This is a genomic window from Streptomyces changchenzhani, from assembly GCF_039766235.1.
Taxonomy (GTDB): Bacteria; Actinomycetota; Actinomycetes; order Streptomycetales; family Streptomycetaceae; genus Streptomyces.
This window is the reverse complement of sequence record NZ_JBDHNH010000014.1, coordinates 110249-134083: the sequence shown is the minus strand read 5'-3', so window position 1 is coordinate 134083 and position 23835 is coordinate 110249. Positions and strand designations below refer to the sequence as shown.

The following is a 23835-nucleotide window of genomic DNA, read 5'->3' as shown; positions in this document are numbered from 1 at the left end:
CCGCGGCTTCCCCGTAGGTCAGGCCGCGCGGGCCCGCGCGCGGGACACCAGGCCCAGCACCCCGTCAACGACCAGGAACACCAGCAGGCTGATGCCGAGCAGCGGCACGAACCAGCCCGCCAGCGCGGTGACCGCGGCCAGCGGCAGCAGCGCCGTGACCGGCACCTTCCGCCAGGCGCCGCGCGGCATCGGGCGGCCCGCGCCGAGCCTGCGCTCCTTGGTCGGCCTGCGCAGCCACCACATCCGGTAGCCCCAGACGATCATCAGGATCAACGAGAGCGCGAGGGCTGCCAGGGCGAGCTGGTTGGCCAGGCCCAGGAAGACGCCCGTGTGGGCGTCGATGCCGAAGCGGGTCAGTTTGGCGAGCATCGGGTAGTCGGCGAAGCGCACCTCGTCGATCACCAGGCCATCGGCCGGGTCGACGGCGACCGAGTCGAGATGGACGGGGAAGTTGGTGTCCGTCTCCTTGACGACGTAACCGCTGCCCTCGGTCGGCAGAATCACCGACAGCTGCCCGTCCACGCCCGCCTGGCGCGCCGCCGCCAGCGCGTTGTCGATGCCTACGTCCATCCCCTTCATGCCCTTGTGCTCGCCGCCGCCTTCGTGGCCCTCGTGCTCGCCGCCGTCGGCCTCGCCGCCTTCGGTGAGCGCCGCCGAGACGACCGGGGTCGCGCCGCCGAGCTGGTCCTGCACCGCGCCGATGTTCTCGCCCGCGTACCGCGACCAGGTCAGTCCGGTCGCCGAGAGCAGTACGAGCCCGATCACCGCCCACAGTCCGACCGAGCCGTGCCAGGACAGGGTTTTGCGCCGCCCGGTCGCGCCGCGCTCGGGCACAAGGAGCCCACGGGCCCCGCCGCGCTGCGAGCGCCTGCGTCCGAGCCACAGGAGCAGGCCGCCCAGCGCGACCACCCACAGCCAGCTGGCGGCCAGTTCGCTGTAGTGGCGGCCGAAGTCGCCCAAGTGCAGATCGCGGTGGAGTTCGTCGAGCCAGGTCCGCAGCGGCAGGGCGCCCGAGCTGCCGTAGCTGGCCAGCTCCCCGCGTACCTCCGCGGTGTACGGGTTGACGAAGACCGCGAGCGACTTGCCCTCCTCGACCTCGGGCGTCGTCATCAGCACCCGGGTCGTCGCGCCCTCCTCCGAGGACGGCCAGACGGCGGTCACCGTGCCCTTGGGGTGGGCGACGCGGGCGGCTTCGAGCTGCTCGCCGAGCGGCAGGGAACGTTCGCCGACCGGTACTTGGAGCTCATGGCTGTAGAGGAACTTCTCCGCCTGGAAGGAGAGCGAGTAGAGCAGCCCGCTGGCGGCGGCGACCAGCAGGAGGGGGGCTATCAGCAGGCCCGCGTAGAAGTGCATGCGCAGGACGAGGGGGCGCAACGCGCTCCAGGTGGTCCGGCGTTCGGTGGTCGGCGCGGGGGCGGTGTCCGCCCCCTGTACCGGCTGCACGGGATCGTCAATGGCCATGAGTGTCCTCGGAATCGTCGAAAGGTGGCAAGGGGAAGCGGCCCCCTGGTCACGCGGTCGGACAGACTCGCGATCGGACAGTGAGGGGTGCGGGGGCCGTGGCGCGGGGTACGGGCGCCCGCGGCGGCCCGCGCCGCGACAGGGTGTGCGCGAGGACGGCTCCATGGCCGTGACGGCGCGGCGCACGACGCCCCCGAGGCCGTAGTACGGACCCGGGCAGTCCGGGGACCCGTACGCCGGCGAGCAGCAGCCGCAGCGGGGTGAAGGCGAGCGTTCCGAGGGCGTACGCCAGCCGAAAGAGGGCGGCTTCGCCACGGGCCAGCCACAGGCCGCAGATCAGCGCGGCGGCGAGGTGGGCTGCGGTCATCGACAGCGAGGACCCGGACGCCTGGGTGAGGGCCGCGGCCGTCGCCCCATGGTCCGTGGCCGCCTGGTCCATGGCCGCCTGGTGCGGGGCGGGCATGCTGCGGTGGCCGCCCGAGCCCTGCGCCGTGCCGTAGATCAGGTGCAGTGCTCCCTGTACGGCGAGGAGCCCGCCGCCGATGGCCGGGATTCCGCGCTGACGGTGTCCTGCGGCCCAGGCGATGCCTGCCGTGATCGCGAAGGCGGCCAGCAGCCCCGGAACCGGAACTTCATGCCCGGATGTGAACGAATGCCCCATCGCCGCCGCCATGACGCAGACCGCCGCGAAAAGTGCGGCTCGCAGGGCGCGCATCGGCGACCGGGAGTCCGTCATGGTCCGCACATGCTGCCATCCCCGAGCCGCCTGTGGGGGCATAGGTGCAGGACACAGGCGTGCCGGTGCAGGCAAGCGGTGGAAGTGCGGGGGTACGTCAGTGTTTTCTACTGTTTCCACCGTCTGCGTGCTGCGCTGAGGAAGGCTCCGGTGGACGGCTCCGGTGGACGGCTCCGGGGTGCGATCGGTGGGGTCTTCGAGCCGCTGCCGTACGCATGCCCGAGCTAAAGTGGCGCAACAGGTCGCGACTGCCGCACCTGCACCGAGCTACCGCGGATATGGAGCCATCCCTTGCGCGTCGTCCTGGCCGAAGATCTCTTCCTGCTCCGCGACGGCCTGGTGCGCATGCTGGAAGCCTTCGACTTCGAGATCCTGGCCGCCGTGGAGACCGGGCCCGAACTGGCCCGCGCCCTGGCCGAGTTGGAGCCTGATGTCGCGGTGGTCGACGTCCGGCTGCCGCCGTAACACACGGACGAGGGGCTCCAGTGCGCCCTGGAAGCGCGCCGGGCGCGGCCGGGGCTCCCGGTGCTGGTGCTGTCCCAGCACGTGGAGCAGTTGTACGCGCGCGAGCTGCTGGCCGACGGCAACGGCGGCATCGGATACCTGCTCAAGGACCGGGTCTTCGACGCGGAGCAGTTCATCGACGCGGTACGGCGGGTGGCGGCCGGCGGCACGGCGATGGATCCGCAGGTGATCTCCCAGCTGCTGTCACGGCGGGCCCAGGACAAGCCGCTGGGCGGCCTCACCCCTCGCGAGCGTGAGGTCATGGAACTGGTGGCGCAGGGGCGGTCCAACGCGGCCATCGCGGGGCAGCTCTTCGTCACGGAGCGGGCGGTGGCGAAGCACACGTCGAACATCTTCGACTGGCTGAATACCGCGCCACCTACGCCCCGCCCAGCCAACCCACCGCGTCCAGGCGGAAGTTGGCCGGGGTCACCATCTCGCGCAGGTCCGCTTCGAGCGCGGCCACCCGGTCCGCCCCCAGCCTCTCGGCCCACTCCGCCCGCAGCCGGTCGAAGATCGCGGCCGACCGCCGCAGCACGTCGACGCCGCGCGGCGTGAGCCGGACCAGTTTGCGGCGGCCGTCCTGCGGGTCGTCGACGCGCTCGACATAGCCGAGGCCCTCCAGCCGCTCGACCGTCTTGCCCGCGGCCTGCTTGGAGACACCCAGACGCCGCCCCACCTCGCCCGCCGTCGCGCCGTCGCGGCCGACCGCCTGCAGGGCGAAGCCGTGCGCGGGACGGACCTCGGGGTGGCCCTGCTCGGCCAGCTCGGTATGCAACTGGTCGATGAGCGTGCGGAATCCGGCGAACAGGAGCAGGGGCAGCTCGTAGCCGTCACCGTCGCCGTCAGCCATTGCGGAACTCGACAACTTGCTTTACCTTTTCGTCAATCACGTTGACCACTTTACCCGAGAGGACCACCTTGCCCGAGACCCGCTTCCCCGACCACACTCCGGAGACCGCCCCGCCCGCCTCCCGCCGCTCCATGGCGGCGACCACCGAGCGCCTGGGCTACCTACCCGCTCCCGTCGCCCGCCTCGCCACCTCCCCACAGCTGCTCGACGGCTTCCTCAGGCTCAGCGCGATGTTCGAGTCGACCACACTGGACCCGCTCGCCCGTGAGGTCGTTGTCCTCGCCGTCGCGACCCGCAACGACTGTCACGTCTGCGTCGCGATGCACACCGCGAAGCTGACCGCACTGGGCGCGGATCCCGGCCTGATCGAGGCCGCGCGCACTCAGCGACCGCTGGGCGACGAACGCCTCGAAGCGGTACGCCTGTTCACCCTGGAGGTCATCGCGACGGCGGGCGCGGTCGGCGACGTACCCCTGCACGCCTTCCTGGAGCACGGGCACACCCGGCAGAACGCGCTGGAGGTGGTCATGGGCATCGGCGTCTACACCATGTCGACCCTGGCCAACCGGTTGACCGACGCCCCTCTCGACCCACAACTCGCCCCTTTCGCATGGGAGAAGCAGCACTGATCCACGTACCCGCACATCCGCCCCATTTGCGAATGGAGATTTCTACGAATTCAGAAGAGGTTTGAACAGCCTGAGAACGGCATCCGTATGGGACGGAGCGCTTCTCCCCCTGCCGGGACCCCCATACACCCACCGGCATCGAAGCAGAGGAGTTCCATGCGACGCGCATCGAGAAAACGTTCCAAACTGGCGAACAGGGCGATTGCCGCCTCGGCCGCTTTGATTCTGGGCGGGGGTGGACTGCTTGCGGTCAACGTCTATGCCTCCGCAGGAGAAGGTCACTCCGGCTGGAAATCCGGCCAATCACGCCAATCCGGTCAGATCAAGAACGCCGCCCAGCAAATGTCGACCATCGACTGTCCGGAGGTTGTCAACGGCCTGCCCCAGGTACCCCGTTCGGTCCGCAAGGAGGTCGACCGGGAGCTCGCTGCCATCGACTCCCAGATCACGGACGCGTACCGGAAGTTCGCCGATTCGAAGCAGCAGATCGCCCAGGATCCGAACTACGCACAGAACACGGTTCTCGGACCGCTGAAGAGCAAGCGGGCGGCTTCCATCAAGCGGATCGCCAGCACGCTCGACCGCAAAAAAGTCCGTCCCCAGAACCTCGAAGGTCTCGCGCCGTGCGCGCTGCGCCCCGATGACAACGCGCCGAAGGGCGACGAGAACCAGGGCGACGCCGGCCAGGACAATGGCGGCCAGGGCGACGGAAACCAGGACGATGGCCAGAACGGCGGCCAGGAAAACGGTCAGGACGGCGGCCAGAACGGCGACAACGCCGGGCAGGGCGACGGCGGGCAGGAAAACGGCGGCAACGGCGGGCAGGCTGGAAACGGCCCCAACGACGGTGACTTCGTCGACATCCAGTCCGTACAGCCGAACGTCCAGCCTCCGCAGCAGCAGGGCGGCGCCTCGGACGGTGAATTCGCCACCGATTGCGGTGTGAATGAAAACAAGAAGCTCAATTCGGACAACGTCATCGCTGCACCTGGTGTGAGCAACGGCGCGCACCATATGCACGATTACGTCGGCAATCAGGCCAATGACGCGTTCGCCAGCGATGACGACTTCGCCAACGGCGACACGACCTGCCAGAACCAGGGCGACAAGTCGACGTACTACTGGCCCGTGCTGCGTCTGCAGAACGGCCAGGACGAGGCCGACGCGAACGTCGACGGCGGCGGCAAGGACAGCAACGTCGGCGAGATCCAGCAGCCCTCCGAGGTCGAGCTGAAATTCGTCGGCAGCCCGGTCGGTGAGGTCGTCGCAATGCCGCGTTTCCTGCGCATCATCACCGGTGACGCCAAGGCGTTCACCAACGGTGACGCCAACGCCAACGCCTCTTGGAGCTGCACCGGCTTCGAGGACAGGCAGCTCAAGGACAAGTACCCGATCTGCCCCGACGGCAGCCAGGTCGTCCGTACCTTCAACTTCCAGAGTTGCTGGGACGGGCAGAACACCGACAGCGCCAACCACCGCACCCATGTGGCATTCGCGGATGACAACGGCGCCTGCGCCAATGGCTTCCAGGCCATTCCGCAGCTGACCCAGCGGATCGTGTACGACGTCCCGCCGGGCCCCGGCTTCGCGGTTGACTCCTTCCCGGAGCAGCTGCACAAGCCGGGCACCGACCACGGCGACTTCATCAACGTCTTCGACGAGGGCCTGATGGAAGAGGTGGTCTCCTGCATCAACGAGGGCCGGCAGTGCAACTAGCGCGCACCAGCCACTAGCGCGCACCAGCCACGAAAACTGATGAACGGCCCCGGGCTCGAAGCCCGGGGCCGTTCCTCCCTCAACCTGCGCGGTCAGCTCCCGGGGTGACCCGAGTGGTCTTCCTTCTTGTTCCCCCCACCACCACCGTCACCGGAGTGGTGCGAGGAGGTCTCCACTTCCCCACCGAGCTGGCCGCGCAGCGCTGTGACCACCTTCTGGTCGCCCACCGCGACCCACTTCCTGCCGACCAGGTAGTTGCCGCCGTAGTTCTTGGCCTCGTTGATCCATTCGCGCTGTCCGCGATCGGTGTCGAAGGTGGCCAGCACATAACGGCCGTCACCCGTCTTGCAGTTGGCCTGGCGCAGCTCATCCGCATCCGTCTGGATGTTCGGCTTGCACTCCACCTTTTCAGCCAGCTGCTCCAGGCTGCCCTTGGCTGTCTCGGGCACGGGCTTCCCGCCGTCGTCACCCGAGCCGCAGCCCGTGACGACAAGGGCCAGAACGGCCAGGGCGGAAGCGGTCGCTGCGGTACGTCGGGGTTGATTGCGCATCCCCCCATCGTGCCGTCTTCGGCCATTCAGTGGGGCGCGAAGTGCTACATCGCACGCCCCATTGCTGCGCCCCGACGCCGTCACCGACATGCGCTCCGTACGGACCTGTCGCCGCCCCCCGCACACCCGTCACCGATCGTCGATCACCGGTCACAGGACGGGCCCAACGTGCGGGTGGGGAGGGCACGTTCGGGAGTCGGTGCGTCTCGCGAGGTGACCATCCGACGATTCGCTCGTTCTGTTGAACGTGCGCCCACAGGATGTCATCAACCGCCCTGCTTCCGAGCCCATCGATGTCGAGCAGGCCGAGGCCGCGCTCGTCGAACACTATCCGCGGCTCGTGCGGCTGGCGTACCTGGTGCTGCCGCCGCACCTGGGCCGCAACCGCCGGGTGCTCACCGCGCACGCGCTCGCTCAGCGCTCGCTGCCGCGCCGCCGGACCACGGGTTCCGCCGCAGTCCCGCCGCCGCGGCGCCGCGAGGGCGGCCCGGTCGATCCGGGGTACGCGTATCTGCGCGGGCAGGTGCTGCGCCAGGCCCTGGAGGCCGGGCTGCCGCTGCGCCGCCGGGCCTGGCCCAAGCGGTCCCAGCTGCCGCCGCTGCTGCCGCAGGTGTGGGGGCTGCGACTGTTCCCGCGCTCCGGCGGAGCCGATGAACTCGCCCTGGACCAAAGGCTTTCGGCGCTCTCCGGGCCCGGCCGCGCCGCGTACGTACTGCGTGGCCTTGAGCGGCTGCCCGACCCGGAGGTGACGCGGACGCTCACCGCCGCCGGGGTCGCCGACCCGGGCGCCGCGCTCGCCGAGGCGGACGGGGTCGACGCCTCCGACGCGGCGGGCGCCGAGAGCGCGGCTGCGCTGCTGAAGTCCCCGGAGTTCGACCCGTGTTCCCTCCAGGCCAGGCCGACCGACCTGATGCGGCGCAGACAGCACGCGAAGGCCACGCTCGCCGCGACGGCCGCCGTCGTGGTGTGCGGCGCGCTGCTTGGGCTGCCGGGCGAGGGCTGGGGCCCGGACGGCGCCGCCGCGCCCGCGTACGCCCGCAATCCGGCGGTGGAGCAGGCCCTGGACCCGGCGAAGACGGTCCGGGTCGCCCCGGCGGTGTGGAAGCAGTCGTCCCGCAGCGACTTCTCCGTGTGGCCCACCCGCGGCAACCGGGCCGACGACCGCGCCCTGCTGCGCCGCGCCCTTGCCGTCTGGGCCAGGCCCGGCCCCTCCGTGCAGGCGTCCGCGACCCCCGGCACCCCGGTCGGCCCCCCGATGGGCGCGCCCCAGCTGCTCTTCGCGGGCGACGTCGACAAGCTGCGGGTCGTGCTGCTGTACGACGGCCTGCGTATCGTCCGGTACGCGGAGCCCCGGGAGTCCACGACGGGCGCGGCGCTCGACTTCGCGCGCGTCGACAGCGCGGACGCGGCCGCCGCGAACGCCCTGGTGGTCGGCCGCACCGACGACAACGTCCGGTACCTGACGGCGCCCTGGGTGCGCAAGGCGTCCGTACGGGACCTGCTCGTCCCGGCCGGGAACCCGGTGGCGCTGGCGCGCACCCCGGACGGCGTGACCGACCCGGTGCTCAGCCCCGCGCAGGCGCGCGACTGCCGGTCCTGGGACGCCCTGGAGCTGCGGGACGACGTGGGGGCGCGGCTGATGACCGACCTCGGCGAGCTGACCCCGGCCCGGCTGACGTCGGGCCCGCCGTCGGCGCCGCGCGATGTGTCGGGGCCGGTCGAGCGGGCACGCTGGGCCCGGACGGCGTGTCTGCTGCCGACGGTGCGGTCGCACGGGGTGCGCAGCGTGAACTCCTGGGCGTTCGCCGAGCAGACCCTGCCCGAGGGCAACGGCAGGGCGAACTGGCTCTGTACGCGGGCCGAGACGTGGCGTGGGCCCGGCAGCCGGGTCCTCGCGCAGTTCCAGGCGCCGTCCGCGAAACCGGAGGTGCCGGGTGCGGTCGCCGCGCGCGCCGAGCACTCGCCCGCGTGCGGGCAGCGGGATCCGCGGGTCCTGGCGGGCGTGCTGTGGAAGTCGCGGGGCGGCAACTGGTACGTCCTGGCGGCCGGCAGTAAGCAGTTCGCCTCGATCACCACCTCGGGCGGGGTGGAGGGCACGGGCCGGGGCAATCTGCTCGCGGTGCGGGCGAAGGCGGGGGCGCAGGCGGAGCTGGACGGGCGGCTGGCGGACGGGACGCGGGTGGGGGCGCTGCGGTAGGTGGGGCCGGTGGTGGGCGGGGGCTGCGGGGCTGTTCCCCTACCCGCCCCTTCCCACAACTGGGGCTCCGCCCCAGACCCCGTGTCCTCAAACGCCGGACGGGCTGAAAATGCAAAGCCCGCCGCACCAAAAAATGCCATGCACACACCTGTTGCCCACCACCTACCCGTCAGTACATTGACGTCATGTCTAATACGCAGGGGCCGGCCCCGGTCGTGTCGGAGTGGGCTCCCCTCAAGGCCCGCAACGTCTCCTTCGACTGGGACGCCACCCCGCTCCACTGGCTCCCCGGCGACCCGGCCACCACCCACACCATCAATGTGTTGCACCTGCTGCTCCCGGCGGGCGAGCGCTGGTTCGTGCACGTCTACCAGCAGGTCCTGCCGTACATCCGCGACGAGCGGCTGCGCGAGGACGTCATCGGCTTCATCGGCCAGGAGGCCATGCACTCCCAGGCCCACGACGACGTACTGCCGCACCTGAAGAAGCTCGGCCTCGACCCGACGCCGTACACCGCGCAGGTCGACTGGCTCTTCGAGAAGCTGCTCGGCGACCGCACGCTGCCGCCGGGCAGGGCCCGCGAGTGGTGGCTGATGGAGCGGGTCGCGACCATCGCGGCGATCGAGCACTACACCGCGTTCCTCGGCGACTGGGTGCTCAACGCCGAGGAACTGGACCGGCGCGGCGCCGATCCGACGATGCTCGATCTGCTGCGCTGGCACGGCGCGGAGGAGGTCGAACACCGGTCCGTCGCCTTCGAGGTGTTCATGCACGTCGACGGCGGCTACCGGCGGCGGGCCAGGACCTGGGCGACCGCGTTCACCGCGCTGGCCTTCCTGTGGCAGCGCGGCATGCGGTTCTTCATGGCGAACGACCCGACGATCCTCGACGGGAAGGCCACCTTCCGGGACTTCCTGCGCGGCGGACGCCAGGGCGTGCTGCCGACCACCGGCGCGGTGATCCGCTCGGTGCCGCGCTACCTCAGCCGTACCTACCACCCCTCCCAGGAGGGCAGCACCGCCCAGGCCGTGGCATACCTCGCGAGCTCCCCCGCCGCGACCGCCGCCGAGACGACCACCTCCGGAGGCTCCTGACATGCCCCGTGTCCGCACGCTCGTTGTCGCCGCCGGCGTCGCACTGCTCGCCCGGCGCGCCCTGAGCCGCCGCATAGCCCGCTCGCCACTGTGGCCGCTGCCCGCCCTGGAAACCCCGGTGTCGGGCGCCCGCGCCACCCCCGCGCTGCGGCCCTCCACCGTCAGAATGCTGGTCGCGGGGCGCAGCGAACCGGCCGAAGGGGTCGTCGAGTTGCAGCTGGAGGCGCTCGACACGGGTGACCTGCCCGCCTGGCAGCCCGGCGCGCATGTCGATCTGGTGCTGCCGTCCGGCCAGGTGCGCCAGTACTCGCTGTGCGGCGACCCGGCCGACCGCAGTACGTACACCCTGGCGACGCGCCTCATCGCGGACGGCAGGGGCGGTTCGCGGGAGGTCCACGAGCAGATCCACGAGGGCACGGAGCTCGAAGTCCGCGGCCCGCGCAACCGCTTCGCGCTGGTCCCGGCCCCCGCCTACGTCTTTGTCGCGGGCGGCATCGGCATCACCCCCGTCCTGCCGATGCTGCGGGCCGCGGAGTCGGCGGGCGCCGAGTGGCGGCTGCTGTACGGGGGCCGCACCCGCGCCTCGATGCCCTACCTCGAAGAGATCGAGAAGCTGGCGGGCCCCGGACGCGCCCTGGTGGTGGCCGAGGACGAGGACGGGCTGCCCGACCTGCCGGAGTTCCTCGCGGGCGCGCCGCTGGGCGCCGCCGTCTACTGCTGCGGCCCCGAACCTCTGATGGCCGCGGTCAGCGCCAGCCTCCCGGCCGGAAACACCCTGCACCTGGAGCGCTTCGCCCCCGGCGCCGCCGCCGGTGCGGGCGGCACCTTCGAGCTCGAACTGCGGCGCAGTGGACGCACGTTGAGCGTGACGCCCGGCACCACGGTGCTCGCCGCGGTCCGCACGGAGCTGCGAGACGTCTCGTACTCCTGCGAGCAGGGTTTCTGCGGCACCTGCCAACAGCGCGTCCTGGAGGGCGAGATCGATCATCGCGACGAGTTGCTGACCGATGCGGAGCGCGACGACTCGATGCTGATCTGCGTTTCGCGGGCCCGTGGGGAGCGGCTGGTCCTCGATCTGTAGGAGGCAGCCGCGATCCCGGCGGTTACGCTGTTCGTATGACGACCGGGGTACGCCGCAGAATGGGCGTCGAGGAGCGCAGGCAGCAGCTGATCAGCGTCGCGCTGGAGCTGTTCAGCCACCGCTCGCCCGACGAGGTGTCGATCGACGAGATAGCGGCCGCCGCGGGCATTTCGCGACCGCTCGTCTATCACTACTTCCCCGGCAAGCAGAGCCTGTACGAGGCCGCGCTGCGGCGGGCCGCCGACGAGTTGGCCACCCGGTTCGTCGAGCCGCGCGAAGGGCCCCTCGGGGCACGGCTGTTGCGGGTCATGGGGCGCTTCTTCGACTTCGTCGACGAGCACGGTCCCGGCTTCTCCGCGCTGATGCGCGGCGGACCCGCCGTCGGTTCCTCCACGACGAACGCGATGATCGACGAGGTGCGTCAGGCGGCGTACGAGCAGATCCTCTCGCACCTCGACGTCAGTGGTGAACCGCCGGCCCGCCTCGCGATGGTCGTACGGTCCTGGGTCTCGCTCGCGGAGTCGACGGCGCTGATCTGGCTGGACGGGCGGCGGATTCCGCGCGGCGAGCTGGAGTTGCAGCTGGTGCACGACTTCGCGGCGCTGGCCGCGGTGAGCGCCGCGTACAACGACGAGATGGCGGGGATCGTGCTGGGGATCTTCGTGGACGAGCCGGCCGACGGTCCTTTCGGGGCTCTCGCCGCCCGGCTCCTCGCACTGGCGCCACAGGTGCCCGCTCAACGCGTGGCGTCGCCGTAGAGGACTCAGCGCTTGGCGTCGCCGTAGAGGACGGTGACGTCCTTGAAGCCGAGCGAGTGCAGCAGGCCCTGGAGCATGGCTGTGGTGTTCTTCTCGGCGCGTGCGGTCAGTTCGCTGTCCTTGGCGGCCTTACCGATGTGCTGGGCGGCGAGGCGGTTGACGGCGCGCTCGTCGGCGGGGTTGTCGGAGAAGAAGTCACCGAGCCGGTCGAGCAGCCCGCGCTGCTTGGACACGGCGTACGAACGCTCCGCGTCCATCGCGGGCTTGCCCAGTTGGGCGTGCGGCAGTCGGAGCGTCGCCTCGGTGCGCTCCTTGTTGACGGTGACCTGGCGGTCGCCGACCTTGCCGAGGTCGACGTATGCGCCGACCGTGCCCGCGCCGACGTAGAGCGTCCGTGAACCGCGGATCGAGTCGGGGAGGAACTTGGCGTCCTTCTCCAGGTCGACGACGACCTGGAAGTTGCCGGACGTCGCCTCGTAGCGGCTCATGTCCTGGATGGACTTCAGGAGGGTGGGCCCGGTGCGGTCGTGTGTCTCCTCGCCGAAGATGTCGTCCAGCCTCGGCAGCAGGTCGAGCCTGCTGCCGAAAAGGACCAGCACCACCAACACCACGAGCACCCCGGGCACTTTGATCCACCACGGGATGCGGGCGCGCGGCCGGCCCTGCTTCACCTGCTGGTCGGTGAGAGTCATGCGATACGGATTCCCCCGGACCGCGCGGTTACGCGTTTCGGCGGCCTGGGGCCTGCTGTCGGGGCGGCTCAGCGCTTGCGGTAGGACGGCTCCAGGTCGCGCACCTCGACGGAGGTGTACAGGTCCACGCCGTCGGCGGGCTTGACGTACGACGACCGGTCCAGCCGTCCCGTTGTCGGACTTTCCCGATCTGCCCAACGAGAGTGGGCTTTCGGTGATATTAATCGTGATCCGTAGCGGTCATGAGTGACGCTGGTGAGGGGGCGGGGTATGGCGAGCGGAGTACCCATCACGGTTCAGGTGGGCAGCACATCACTACAGATCGAGACGACAGCGTTAGCCGGAACACAGGCGACGTCGCGGCTGTCGGACGCCTCGCGGCAAACCAGTGATGCGTTCGCCCGCGCTCAGCAGGCCATCGTGGATATCGCGGCCTCGACCGTGGAGATCATCGAGCAGGCCCAGCGACGGGCCGTGCGCCCGGACACCGTGGAGGTCGAGTTCGGGCTGAAGTTCTCCGCCGGTGGCTCCTTGCTGATGGCCAGCGCCTCGGGCGAGGCGACGCTCCAGGTACGGCTCACCTACACCGGCCGCTCCGGCTCCTCGGCAGACGGCACCCCAGCACCTTGACCGCTCGCGGCGACTGGGCCGAAGCAGCGACGGCCGCTGGGTTCAACGCGATGCGCCGGTCGGGGGCTCTCGGGCGGGTGCTCGTTGACGACGGGGCGCCGGTCGGAACGTGTTTCCAGGTCGCACCGGGGGTCGTCGTCACGGCCTGGCATGTGCTCGCCGATCTGGGGTGCGCCGAGATCGGTGCCACCGTAACCATCGACACCTTCCACGGTTCGGCGGCGCCGGCCGAAGTCGTCGCTGTGGGGCCACTGTGGGATCTCGCCGTCATGCGCCGTTCGGAGCCGCTGCCAGGTACGGTTCCGGGGCTGGTGCCCACGCAGACGGTCGACCTCCTCACGGAGGTCTTGATCACCGGTGTTCCGACGGTGGACGACCCGGGACACGACTACCTGTTCCTGGACGCGCCCGGCATCTGGCAGGGCGGTACCGTCCGCGACACTCACATCAGCCTCGGCCGCCTGACCAGCTCCTCCGTGGTCCCCGGGATGAGCGGCGCACCCGTGCTCCGCAGAAGCGACAACGCGGTGCTCGGTGTCGTGACGTCCCGTTACAACAGTGCAGACGGCTGGTTGCGCGACTCGGTGTGGGTGGCGCGGACAGAGGACCTCATCCATCTGCTCACCGGCGTGCGCGGTATCGACGTACGAGCCAAGTTCCTCGTCAGGGAGGAGCTTTCGGTCGTGCTGGCGGTGACGGACGAGCAGCCGTCCGGCGCGGCCGGGCCCCTACCGGCCGGGGACATGTCCGAGCGGGGCTCGCAGACTGCCGGCCTGCGGGAGGCGGCTCTGGAGGCCGCCCGAGCGCTCATCGGACTCGACGGGTCCTGCCTCGGCTCGGTCGGCCCGATCGACATGGCACAGGTGCTGCTCCACCGCTTGGGGAGCCGCGAGGCGTTCGACCAGGACATGCTGCGCGGACTGGGGGCCCGGCTTCGCCAGCGAGGGCTCGACCCCCGCGTCCTGCTTCCCGCGGCGCCGGGACACGAAGAAGCCCGCCGCCGCTGGCTGGCGCCACTCGCGACGGACACGGCGCCGATGCTGGTGACCGAGGAGATACCGCCGTCGGCGCTGCTCACCACACTGGTAGACATCATCGCTGGCGAACTGCCCGGCCTGCTCTTCTCCGACGTGTCGGAGACCTGCCGCCGCTACCTCGCCACCGCGTTCGCGGGCGCCACCTCCTTATCCCTGCCGGGCTTCCTGTCGGCGCTCGTCAGCCACCTCCCGCCACTGCGGGCGGGAACCGAGATCGCCCCATGGTCCGCCGACGTCGGCCTGTCGGCGGAAGGCACCGATCAGGCCCCGTCCGACGGCGAGCCCGCCGAGCACAATCCGACGCCGAGCACCTCCGCGCACGGCGGTCGGGGCCCGGCCGCAAGCGCGCGCCATGCCTTGGGTGAAGCGGCGGCTCAGCTCACGCGTTTGCCCGACCCCGATCCTCTGGTCGCCGGGCGGGAGGCCGTCATCGACCATGCCGTCCGGGCCATCAGCACCTCGATAACGAAGCGGAACCGCGCGACCGCCTTCTTCTCGGGGCAGCCCGGGGTGGGCACGTCCACCGTGGCCGTCGAGGTGGCCCGGCACCTTGCCCCGCAGTTTCCCGACGGGGTGTTCCACATCGATCTGTTCGGTCTGATCCCAGGATCGCGCCGGGACGCCAGAACGATCACCCGGCTGATCTCAGAAGCACTGGGCCTGATCGACGGCAGGCCGGCGCTGGACGACGCGGGACTGTTCGCCCGGCTTACCACCGACCTGGCCGAGCGGCGGGTGCTGCTCATCCTGGACAACGCGCTCGACGCACAGCATGTCGCCCCGCTCGCAAGAGCCGCGGCGGGGTGCTGTGTCATCGTCACCTCGCGCGACCGTGTGCAGGGGTTCGCCGACCCCGGATTGGTGTTCACCGTCGCCCCGCTGGACCGGGTGGACTCCATCGAGGTCTTCGCCCGGTGCGGCGAAGGACGCGACGATGATCGGGCACTGCTGAACCGTCTCGCGGACCTCTGCGACGACGTGCCGCTGGCCCTGCGCATGGTGGGCGCCCGGCTGAACAGCTCCCCCGGCCTGGACCTGCGGTACCTGATCCAGCTCCTCGAAGAGGAGACCACGCGTCTCGACTACATGGAAACCGGGGATCGCGCGGTACGCGTCGCGCTCCAGCTGAGTTACGACGCGCTCGACGACCCCGCGAAGCGGGTCTTCCGACTGCTCACCGCCGCGCCCGGTTCGGCGAGCAGCGCGCCGGAACTCGGCCACTGCGTCGACGAGCCGTCCTACACCCAGGAGCTGCTGCTCAACCGGTTGGCAGACCGGAGTCTGGCGCGCAACGAGGTGGTCCGCACCGCCGACGGTCCGATGCTGGCCACCTTCTTCCTCTTTGACCTGCCTCGACTCTTTGCCAAGGAAAGGCTGACCAAGGAGGAGCCGGCAACCACCGTTCTGGACTTCCGGAACAGGTCTACGGCCTTCCTGAGCCGCCGGCTCCGGGAGATGACGGGGTACGCGGCGGACGCCCAGATCTCCGCGGAACTCGACCCCGCCCGTTTCGAGGCCGCGCTGCACATGGCCGAGGAGTATGGATGGCTCGATACTGCCACCCAACTCGCCATCGACCTTCATGTGTTGTGCCTCGGACGCGGTGAAGTGGACGCCATCGAGGCCATCAATGGGATCAGGGCCTCCCTCCATCTGCGCAACGGCGACCCCGCGCAAGCGGCAAAGGCATTCCTGGAAAGCGCCGAGAGCCTGATGTCGAAAAAGGCGTTCGGTCCGGCGAGGACCGCTGCCAGGGAGTCGATGCGGATCGCCGAGTCGCACGGCCTGCGCGTGCCCCTCGCGCACGCTCAGTTCCGGCTGAGCCTGATCCTGTGGGAACTGGGCCAGTCCACACAGTCGTTGAAGGCCGGCGCGGACGCCGCGCAGACGCTCATCGAACTCGGCCAGGAAGCGGCGGCACTTCCCGTCGCCATCAACAACAGCAAGACGGCGCTCCTCGCCGACGATGTGACGAAGGCCCTCTTCTGGGGACGGAAGGCCTCGGAGCTGGCCGAGCGCTGGGGTGATGGGGAACACCGGGCGATGGCCTCCGAAGTCACGAGCAGGGCCGCCGCCGGCGCGGGCGACCTCAGGGAAGCGATCGCCCAGGCCAGGCGCAGCGCGTCGTGGTGGGAGGAGGTCGAGGCGTGGGAGAACGCGGCGATCAGCTGTGAGAATGCCGCCCACTACGCGTCGAGGGCCGAGGACCTCACGACCGGCGCGGAGCTCCTCAACGTCGCCGTCGCCCATCTGGAGCGCGGCGAGCGGTCCGCCAAAGCGGCGACGGATCTCGGTGACCTGAGTGCCCTCCAGTTCCGGGTCGGTTCGTACACGCAGGCGTGTTTCGCCCTGGACCGGGCACTGCGGCTGCCGACGGCGGAGGATCCGGCGACGCCCGCCCTTCTGCCGGTGGAGCTCCAGGTACGCCGTGCCGCCGTTGTCCTCTTCGCGCCGGAGCTGGCCGAGGCGGCCGCCGCCCCGCTACCCGCACCAGCCGGCGCGCAGGGGAAAGCAACAGGGAAGTCCGACGCCGAAGTCAGCCGCGTCAACGGCGTACTCCAGCGCCACAAGGCCGGGGAGCTCGCCTTGGCCGACGCACTCCGGCTGGTCGAGGGCTTCCTGGCCACGGACATCAGAAACCGCCCCGCGCCGGCCGAGCCGTGGTTGTACACGAGCATGGGCGCAGTCGGCACGCCCCGGGAGGCATTGGACTAGGCCCAACGCCGTGACTCTGTCGCCGACCTCGTGATTTTCGGGGACCGGCCGGGCTCTTCCGCTCCAACGGTGCGATCGGTCCCCGCATGCAGGCCAGCGCCGACTCCCGCGGCTCGCTCCGCGAGAGCCGATGCACGAACCTGTTGTGCAACTCGCCCAGACCCGCCGCCCATGCCCTGACATCCTCAAGCCCCCCACCCATGACCAGCACAACGACTGGCCAGACAACCAGTCATCACAAAGACCGTTGCAGCACTAAGGACGGGAAAAGACCGCGACCGTCCGGCCCGGGACCGTGAACGTACCCGAACTGCTGCTGTACGACGCTCCCTTGACAGCTTCGTCCGCGCCTCGCGCCTGCACCGGGTGCAGCCCGTACGCCGTGCCTGCGAGCGCGTCGATCTTCTGGGTCCTTGCGGCCGGTGTCGCGTTGAAGACCACGACGAGGTCCCCGACGCGCATGGTGATGACGCCGGGTGTCTCGTCCTTGCCGGACAGCGGGAAGGCGAGTGCGGACTGCACCTGGTCCGTGGAGGTGTGGCTGAAGGCCTTCTCCGTCGTACGGATCCTGAGCAGGTCGCGATAGGCGGCGGACGCGCCGTTGATCTCCGGGCAGCCGGGCGTCAGGCCCGGTGCCGTCAACAGGAACTTCGCGAAAGGCCACTTGTCCTTGTTGTCGGCGGCCGGGGGCAGCCCGCGCCCGAAGCCATTGCCGTCGCGGCAGTCCCAGTGGATCGCGTTGAACCAGTCGCCGCTGTCGTAGGAGTTGCGGTCCAGGGACTTCGACCGCAGCAGGTCGGTGCCCGACTGGGAGAGCGCCGGGCCCTGCGAGAGGGCCGCCGTGGCCATCGCGAGGACCTGCATACGAGCCCGTTCGGCGGCCGGTGTCTTCGCGGGCAGCTTGAACGCGAGGGCGTCGTACAGCGTCTCGTTGTCGTGCGCGTCGGCGTACGCGAGGGCGTCGCCCGGGGCCGCCGCGTACCCGGCGGGGGCGCCGTTGTAGTCGACGTCGGAGCCCTTGACCGTGCGGCCCGCGCTGTCGGTGAAGGTGTAGGCGGCGAGGTTGCCGGTCAGGCCGACCTTGATGAGGTCCTGGTAGTGCAGCAGCCTGGCCTTCTGCTCGGCCTCGGTGCCGTTGGCGGGTGACGCGTTGGGGTCGGTGTAAAGGCCGGAGGCGAAGCCCTGCACGCCCGGGTCCTCGTCGAAGGGGCCGCCGCCGCGTACCGCGTCGCGCGCGCGGTCGGAGAAGGTGGCGATTCCGGTACCGGCCATGTTCTTCTGGCTGGCCTGCTCGAAGCGGGCGTCGTCGGCGATCTCGCCGAAGTTCCAGCCCTCCCCGTACAGGATGATCTTCTTGCCGTCGACGCCGTCGCGCTCCGGGGTCAGCGCGTCGAGTGCCTTGCGGACGGCCAGGATGTTGGCCTTCGGGTGGTGGCCCATGAGGTCGAAACGGAAGCCGTCGACCTTGTACTCACGGGCCCAGGTGACGATCGAGTCGACCACCAGCTTGCCCATCATGGCGTTCTCGGGCGCGGTGTTGGCGCAGCAGGTGGAGGTGGCCACGGTGCCGTCGGCGAGCAGCCGCTGGTAGTAGCCGGGGACGATCCTGTCGAGGACCGACTTGTCGGCCTGTCCGGACGCGACGGTGTGGTTGTAGACGACGTCCATGACGGTGCGCAGCCCGGAACCGTTGATGCCCTGGACCATCTGCCGGAACTCGACCGTGCGCCGGGTCCCTTCGGGATCACTGGCGTAAGAGCCCTCGGGGACGGTGTAGTGCAGCGGGTCGTAACCCCAGTTGTACGCGTCCCTGGCGGCGGTTTTCGTGACGCACGCCTGCTGCTCCTCGGAGTCGGGGGCGTAGCGGGGCAGGTCGCACGCGGGGCGCTGCTGGTCGGACTTCTTCTCGGGGATGGTGCCGATGTCGAAGACAGGCAGCAGATGGACGTACGACGTGCCGGATGCGGCCAGTTCGCCGAGGTGCTTCATGCCCTTCGAGCCACGGTCGGTGAAGGCCAGGTACTCACCGGGGTGGCGGGCGCTGCTGTCGGCGACGGAGAAGTCCCGGACGTGCAGCTCCTGGATCTGCGTGTCACGCAGAGGGGTCGCGGCCGGTTTCTTCAGCGTGGCCCAGCCCTTGGGCGCGAGCTTCGGGTCGGTGAGGTCGACGACCAGGGAACGGGCCGAGTCGGTGGTGAGCGCGGTCGAGTAGGGGTCGGTGACCTTGTTGGTGACGACCTTCTGGACGCTGGGCGCCCAGACCTTCACAACGTAGCGGTACGGCTTGCCCGTCCAGCTTCTGCGGCCGGTGACCGACCAGGTGCCGGAGGTGTCGTCGCGCTTCATCCGGACCGATCTGCCGTCGAGTTCCAGCGCTACGGACTGCGCGGTGGGGGCCCAGACGGAAAGCGTGGGCCTGCCCTTGCGGTCGAAGACCGGGCCGAGCGACGCCTTGGTCGCGGCGGCGCTGTAGGTGGCGTCGAGCACGCCCTGCGTCTGGACGCCGGTGGCGGACAGGAGTGCGCCGTTGGCGGCGCGCTGGGTGGCGATCAGCTGGCCGCGCAGCGACTCGCGGACCCTGTCCCGGTCGCGCGGGTCGACGGTGAACGCCGGATAGTCCTTGAGGTGCGGGTACTTGGCCTTCTGCGCGTCGGTGAGCGCGGCCGGGCCGAGCCGCAGCCACTGCCCCTCGTCCGAGAGCGCGCCGTCGACGACCGAGATGCCGCCCTTGGGGGCGTACACCAGCTGCTGGCTGGTGGCGTCGGTGGCCTTGACCTTCCAGACGACGGTGTCGCTGTCGATCCACTGCGCCTCGGCCTTGCCCAGGTCCAGCGAGGGGGCCGCGCCCGTCTGCGGCAGCAGGTACTTCGGTTGCCCGGCGAGCATCCAGACCTCGTGCCCGTTCGTCGCCAGGTCAAGCGACTGGTCGGTGGGGAGGTCCTTCTCGTCGCCCTTGTGCAGGATGTAGCTGAGGCTGCTCGCGCCTGCGGCGAGCGGCACCTCGTAGGTCACGCCGTACGCGTCCTTCTTCACCGGCATGAGCGGCTTGGCCCAGTCGGTGGGGTCCTTGGCGCCGGCCCAGGTGTGCAGTCCCCAGCCCTCGTAGTCACCGTCGGCGCGCTGATAGTGCAGGACGGCCTTGGTCTTGTCCTGCGGCGGGTAGGCGCCCTCGGGGGCCTTGTTGGCCTGTCCGTCCTTGCCCTGCTCGATCCAGACCTCGCCGGTGGCGCCGAGGTCGACGGTGCGCTGCGGGCCGTCCGCCGTGCCGTTCTTCTCGACGGTGTACGGGAAGGACGCGGCGCCGTCGGCGAGCTTGATCCAGGCGAACGCGCCGTACTCGTCGCGGCCGGTGAAGGCGCCGCTGCGGTCGCCGGACTTGAGCTGCCAGCCGTCGTAGTCGCCGTCGGCGCGCTTGTAGTGGACGACGGCGTACGTGCGCTCGACGGCCGTGGGGCGGTCGGGCGCGGGGGCCGCGCCCGCCGTCGTCGACGCGAGCGCGCTCGCGGTGCGTCCCTTGCTGTCCACCACAACTGCCTTGTACCGCAATGCCGTTCCGGCACTCACCTCGCGGTCCAGGAATTGGGTGACCTTGTACGGGGCGTGGTCGGCGGAGCCGAGCGTGCGCCACTTGCCGTTGCCCACCTGGGCGGCGAAGACGACACGGTTCAGCTGCCCGCCGCCGGTGTCCGCGGCGATCTCGACGGTGCCGGTTGCGCCGGCGGCCGGGGCCTTGAGGGTGACGGTGGGTGCGGCGGCCGGCGGGGCCAGGGGCTTGTCGGCGCGCAGGACGACGCTGGACAGGGCGGGCACGGTGACCTCGACGGTGCGGTCGGCGTCACTGCGCACAGTGCTGGAACCGCCGTACAGCGTGCGGAAGTTCATACCCGCCGAGGCGGTGGGAACCGAGACCGTTCTGGCTGCTGTGCCGTTGTTCGTGGCGACCAGGTACTCGTGCTTGCGCTTGGCGTCCGTACGCGAGAAGGCGTACACGCCACCCTGCGCGTACCGCTGCTCCTGTACGCCGTCGCGCAGCGCCGGGTGGTCCTTGGTGAGCTTCGAGAGTGCGGCGATCGACCGGTAGAGGGGGTGCGTGGTGTCGTAGGCGTCGCTCGCGTGGGTGCGGTCCGTACCGAGCTGGTCGTCGTCGAGGTAGTCCGCGGTCTTCGACGCGAACATTGTCTGACGGGCGTCCTTGTCGCCGCCCGCGCCCGTGAAGCCCTGCTCGTCGCCGTAGTAGACGACGGGGTTGCCGCGGGCGAGGAACATCAGCTCGTTGGCGAGCCGGGCGCGCTTCAGCAGCTCGGCGTCGTCGGCCTTCGGGTTGTCCTGCTTGAGGAAGGTACCGATGCGGCCCATGTCGTGGTTGCCGGTGAAGGACACCTGCTCGTAGGCGTTGGCCTTGTCGGTGGTGTAGCGGTAGTCCGCGCCGAAAACCGCTGCCAGCTTCTCGGCCGCCGCGCCCTGGGAGGCGTACGCGCGCGTCGCGTCCTGGAGCGGGAAGTCGAGCGTCGAGTCGAGGCGGCCCCGGGTGACGTACGGGGAGGTGATCGCCGGGTCCGCCGAGTAGACCTCGCCGAACATGAAGAAGTCGTCGCGCCCCCGCTTCTCGGCGTAACTGTCGAGCGCGGTGGCCCACTGGGTCCAGAAGTCCAGGTCGACGTGTTTGACGGTGTCGATGCGGAAGCCGTCGATGTCGAAGTCGCGGACCCACTTCTGGTAGATCTCCGCCATGCCGCGTACGACCTCGGGGCGCTCGGTCCACAGGTCGTCGAGGCCGGAGAAGTCGCCGTACTCGGAGCTCTCGCCCGCGAAGGTCGAGTCACCCCGGTTGTGGTACATCGTCGGGTCGTTGAGCCAGGCCGGGACCTTCTCGTCCCGCGTCGCGGGCGGCGTGGTCGGCGTGTACGGGAAGGAGTCGGCGTCGGTCCTCGCGACGCCCTCGCGGTCGTCGAAGGGCCGTCCGGTCCTGTCCAGGTACGGGTAGGCGCCCTTGGGCCGGTAGCCGTACTTCTTCTCGGCGTAGTCGACCGTGTCCGCGGTGTGGTTGGTGATGACGTCGAAGAAGACCTTCATGCCCTTGTCGTGGGCCTTGTCGATCAGCTTCTCCAGGTCGGCGTTGGTGCCGAAATGCGGGTCGACCTGGGTGAAGTCGGTGATCCAGTAGCCGTGGTAGCCGGCCGAGGCGTTCTGCCCCTCGCCCTGCACGGGCTTGTTCTTGAAGATCGGCGCCATCCAGATGGAGGTGGTGCCGAGCTCCTTGATGTAGTCCAGCTTGCTGGTGAGACCCTTGAGGTCACCGCCCTGGTAGAAGCCCTTGTCGGACGGGTCGAAGCCGGTCTTCAGGCGTGACCCGGTGAGCCCGCCCCTGTCGTTGGCCGTGTCGCCGTTCGCGAACCGGTCGGGCAGGACGAAGTAGAACTGCTCGCGGTTCAGGTCGTGCCGGGCCGGCTCGGCCGCGAGCTTCGCGTCGGACGGCGGGGCGGGCGTCGGCTTCGGCCTGGCGGCCGCGGCCGGGACGGCGGGCGCGAGCGCGGCGCACAGGGCCACGCTGACGACACCGATGGCCGCTCTTCGCAGGGGCGGGCGTATCACTGGGGTTCCCTTCAGGGGGTGCAGGTACGGGCGTCGGCGTGCAGCGCGACAGCCGTGTTGGCGCCGAGGGACGCGGTGAACCGGCCGGAGCCGTCCACGTTCACACCCCTGCCGCTCTGGACGTCGCAGTAGGTGCCTGCGGGCAGCGAGGTCTGGAAGGTGCGGTTGAGCGCCGAGCCCTCATGGTTGATGGCGACGTACGCCTTGCTGCCACGGCCGAAGGCGATCTGATCGCCGCCGTTGTCCCACCAGTTGGTGACGGACTGCCCTCGGGCGGCGTTACGGAAGGCCACCATGGAAGAGATCTCCCGCCAGTTGTGCTGGCACTTCCAGCCGTCGCTGTAACAGGCGTTCACCGTGCCGCCGTTGGGCGGTCCGGCGTCCCGGTCGGAGAACTCATAGCCCGAGTGCACGTCCGGTGAGCCGTAGGGCCAGGCCAGCATGAAGACGTTGGCCAGGGTGTAGTTGGCGCCGTCCTTGTAGCTGAGGGTGTCGCCGCCGCGCTCGGTGTCGTGGTTGTCGACGAAGACGGCGGACTTGCCGCTCTCCATGAAGCCCCAGCCCTCGCCGTAATTCTTGAGGTAGGCGAGGTTCTCGTTGTTGAAGACCTGCTTGAGGCTGCGGGCGTAGCGGAACTCCTGGACATCACCGGTGCCGAGGTACTCGGCGGGCGAGACGGCCTCGCCGCCGCCGAAGATCGCCTCCTGCTTCCAGTAGGCGCCGGGGTTGCTCAACTTCCCCTTGATGGCGGCCAGATCACCGGCGGGGATGTGCTTGGCGCCGTCGATCCGGAAGCCATCGACGCCCAGCGACGACAGATCGTTGAGGTACGCGGCGATCCTGCCGCGGACGTACTCCTCGCCCGTGTCGAGGTCCGCGAGGCCGACGAGTTCGCAGTTCTGGACGTTGCCGCGGTCGCCGTAGTTGGTGATGTGCGACCGGCAGTCGTCCAGGTCGGCGCCCGAATAGATCCCCGGGTAGGTGTACTTCTGGTACGAGGAGCCGCCGGTGCCCGTTCCGTCGCCAGCCGCCATGTGGTTGATCACGGCGTCGGCGACGACCTTGACGCCGGCGGCGTGGCAGGTGTCGACCATGTTCTTGAACGCGGCGCGGTCGCCGAGCCGCCCGGCGATCTTGTAGCTGACGGGCTGGTACGACGTCCACCACTGGCCGCCCTGGATGTGCTCCTGGGGCGGCGACGCCTGGACGTAGCCGTATCCGGCCGGGCCCAGGGTGTCCGTACAGGCCTTCGCCACCGAGGCGAACTTCCACTCGAACATGACGGCGGTGACGTCCTTGACGCCGGGCGGGGCCGCCTGCGCGGAGCCTGCGGGGACGACGAGGGCGGCGGCGCCGGCGGTGAGAGCGAGCGCGGTGGACAGGAGTCTGCGAGCCATGGGGTGTTCCTCCTGCATGGGGGGAGGTGCGGGTGGCGGGTGTCGGTGGGCCTCGCGTGGCAACGCGCCCTGCCCTCAAGACTCCTGAATGTTCTTGCTGCAAGAAATGAAAAGCTTGCCGCGGAGCAGACCGTACGAGCCCTCACCAGCGGGGTCAACCCTCTGGACACGGTCCGCTAACCCCCCGGAAAT

13 protein-coding genes and 4 pseudogenes are annotated in these 23835 nt (G+C 70.1%); 9 read left to right on the top strand and 8 right to left on the bottom strand.

What is annotated here, in order from left to right:
* Window positions 1–18: 18 nt before the first annotated feature.
* A complete protein-coding gene (locus ABCR94_RS33820; protein ID WP_347124733.1) occupies window positions 19–1461 on the bottom strand; it encodes a PepSY-associated TM helix domain-containing protein in 1443 nt (480 codons plus the stop codon).
* Between the two features lie 49 nt (window positions 1462–1510).
* Window positions 1511–2197, bottom strand: a complete 687-nt coding sequence (locus ABCR94_RS33815) for a hypothetical protein (protein ID WP_347124732.1) — start codon at window positions 2195–2197, stop codon at window positions 1511–1513.
* Window positions 2198–2488: 291 nt separating this feature from the next.
* Between ABCR94_RS33815 and ABCR94_RS33810 the strand changes: the two are divergent.
* Window positions 2489–3079 (top strand): annotated as a pseudogene (locus tag ABCR94_RS33810) (LuxR C-terminal-related transcriptional regulator); the annotation flags it as partial.
* A gap of 1 nt (window position 3080) precedes the next feature.
* Here ABCR94_RS33810 and ABCR94_RS33805 read toward each other — a convergent pair.
* The gene (locus tag ABCR94_RS33805; protein ID WP_347124730.1) at window positions 3081–3554 is read right to left on the bottom strand and encodes a MarR family winged helix-turn-helix transcriptional regulator; all 474 of its coding nucleotides are present in this window, start codon (window positions 3552–3554) and stop codon (window positions 3081–3083) included.
* A 68-nt stretch (window positions 3555–3622) separates the two neighbouring features.
* Between ABCR94_RS33805 and ABCR94_RS33800 the strand changes: the two genes are divergently transcribed.
* Both ABCR94_RS33800 and ABCR94_RS33795 read left to right on the top strand, forming a co-directional pair.
* Window positions 3623–4183 (top strand): carboxymuconolactone decarboxylase family protein, encoded by a 561-nt coding sequence (locus ABCR94_RS33800; protein ID WP_347124728.1) that lies wholly within the window; start codon window positions 3623–3625, stop codon window positions 4181–4183.
* A 156-nt stretch (window positions 4184–4339) separates the two neighbouring features.
* On the top strand, window positions 4340–5899 hold the full coding sequence (locus tag ABCR94_RS33795) for a DUF1996 domain-containing protein (protein WP_347124726.1): 1560 nt from the start codon (window positions 4340–4342) through the stop codon (window positions 5897–5899).
* Window positions 5900–5991: 92 nt separating this feature from the next.
* On the opposite strand, the gene ABCR94_RS33790 is transcribed toward ABCR94_RS33795, so the two are convergent.
* Complete coding sequence (locus tag ABCR94_RS33790; RefSeq protein ID WP_347124724.1) at window positions 5992–6450, bottom strand: hypothetical protein; 459 nt, start codon at window positions 6448–6450, stop codon at window positions 5992–5994.
* A gap of 247 nt (window positions 6451–6697) precedes the next feature.
* Between ABCR94_RS33790 and ABCR94_RS33785 the strand changes: the two genes are divergently transcribed.
* The 4 genes from ABCR94_RS33785 to ABCR94_RS33770 all read left to right on the top strand — a co-directional run bounded on the left by ABCR94_RS33785 (window position 6698) and on the right by ABCR94_RS33770 (window position 11580).
* On the top strand, window positions 6698–8647 hold the full coding sequence (locus ABCR94_RS33785) for a hypothetical protein (RefSeq protein ID WP_521978431.1): 1950 nt from the start codon (window positions 6698–6700) through the stop codon (window positions 8645–8647).
* A gap of 185 nt (window positions 8648–8832) precedes the next feature.
* Entirely contained in the window at window positions 8833–9741 is a 909-nt protein-coding gene (locus ABCR94_RS33780) for a metal-dependent hydrolase (protein ID WP_347124722.1), read from the top strand.
* Window position 9742: 1 nt separating this feature from the next.
* The gene (locus ABCR94_RS33775; RefSeq protein ID WP_347124720.1) at window positions 9743–10822 is read left to right on the top strand and encodes a PDR/VanB family oxidoreductase; all 1080 of its coding nucleotides are present in this window, start codon (window positions 9743–9745) and stop codon (window positions 10820–10822) included.
* A gap of 35 nt (window positions 10823–10857) precedes the next feature.
* Window positions 10858–11580 (top strand): TetR/AcrR family transcriptional regulator, encoded by a 723-nt coding sequence (locus ABCR94_RS33770; RefSeq protein WP_347124718.1) that lies wholly within the window; start codon window positions 10858–10860, stop codon window positions 11578–11580.
* A gap of 5 nt (window positions 11581–11585) precedes the next feature.
* On the opposite strand, the gene ABCR94_RS33765 is transcribed toward ABCR94_RS33770, so the two are convergent.
* The gene (locus tag ABCR94_RS33765) at window positions 11586–12272 is read right to left on the bottom strand and encodes a DUF4230 domain-containing protein (RefSeq protein ID WP_347124716.1); all 687 of its coding nucleotides are present in this window, start codon (window positions 12270–12272) and stop codon (window positions 11586–11588) included.
* A gap of 270 nt (window positions 12273–12542) precedes the next feature.
* Here ABCR94_RS33765 and ABCR94_RS33760 point away from each other — a divergent pair.
* A pseudogene (locus ABCR94_RS33760) lies at window positions 12543–12794 on the top strand (CU044_2847 family protein); the annotation flags it as partial.
* A gap of 104 nt (window positions 12795–12898) precedes the next feature.
* Window positions 12899–16654 carry a trypsin-like peptidase domain-containing protein gene (locus ABCR94_RS33755; RefSeq protein ID WP_347124712.1) on the top strand — a complete coding sequence of 1252 codons (3756 nt, stop codon included), beginning with the start codon at window positions 12899–12901 and terminating at the stop codon, window positions 16652–16654.
* 52 nt (window positions 16655–16706) lie between these two features.
* Here the strand turns inward: ABCR94_RS33755 and ABCR94_RS33750 are convergent.
* The 3 genes and pseudogenes from ABCR94_RS33750 to ABCR94_RS33740 all read right to left on the bottom strand — a co-directional run.
* Window positions 16707–16856 (bottom strand): annotated as a pseudogene (locus ABCR94_RS33750) (IS701 family transposase); the annotation flags it as partial.
* A gap of 53 nt (window positions 16857–16909) precedes the next feature.
* Window positions 16910–22246: a pullulanase-type alpha-1,6-glucosidase gene (gene pulA / locus ABCR94_RS33745; protein WP_521978416.1), complete on the bottom strand. Its 5337-nt coding sequence runs from the start codon at window positions 22244–22246 to the stop codon at window positions 16910–16912.
* A gap of 17 nt (window positions 22247–22263) precedes the next feature.
* A pseudogene (locus tag ABCR94_RS33740) lies at window positions 22264–23643 on the bottom strand (alpha-amylase); the annotation flags it as partial.
* Window positions 23644–23835 lie beyond the last annotated feature (192 nt).

Excerpts from the sequence above, each read along its gene's own strand:
- ABCR94_RS33820 (WP_347124733.1), bottom strand. The coding sequence starts at position 1,461 with ATGGCCATTGACGATCCCGTGCAGCCGGTACAGGGGGCGGACACCGCC.
- ABCR94_RS33815 (WP_347124732.1), bottom strand. The coding sequence starts at position 2,197 with ATGACGGACTCCCGGTCGCCGATGCGCGCCCTGCGAGCCGCACTTTTC.
- ABCR94_RS33805 (WP_347124730.1), bottom strand. The coding sequence starts at position 3,554 with ATGGCTGACGGCGACGGTGACGGCTACGAGCTGCCCCTGCTCCTGTTC.
- ABCR94_RS33795 (WP_347124726.1), top strand. The coding sequence starts at position 4,340 with ATGCGACGCGCATCGAGAAAACGTTCCAAACTGGCGAACAGGGCGATT.
- ABCR94_RS33790 (WP_347124724.1), bottom strand. The coding sequence starts at position 6,450 with ATGCGCAATCAACCCCGACGTACCGCAGCGACCGCTTCCGCCCTGGCC.
- ABCR94_RS33780 (WP_347124722.1), top strand. The coding sequence starts at position 8,833 with ATGTCTAATACGCAGGGGCCGGCCCCGGTCGTGTCGGAGTGGGCTCCC.
- ABCR94_RS33775 (WP_347124720.1), top strand. The coding sequence starts at position 9,743 with ATGCCCCGTGTCCGCACGCTCGTTGTCGCCGCCGGCGTCGCACTGCTC.
- ABCR94_RS33770 (WP_347124718.1), top strand. The coding sequence starts at position 10,858 with ATGACGACCGGGGTACGCCGCAGAATGGGCGTCGAGGAGCGCAGGCAG.
- ABCR94_RS33765 (WP_347124716.1), bottom strand. The coding sequence starts at position 12,272 with ATGACTCTCACCGACCAGCAGGTGAAGCAGGGCCGGCCGCGCGCCCGC.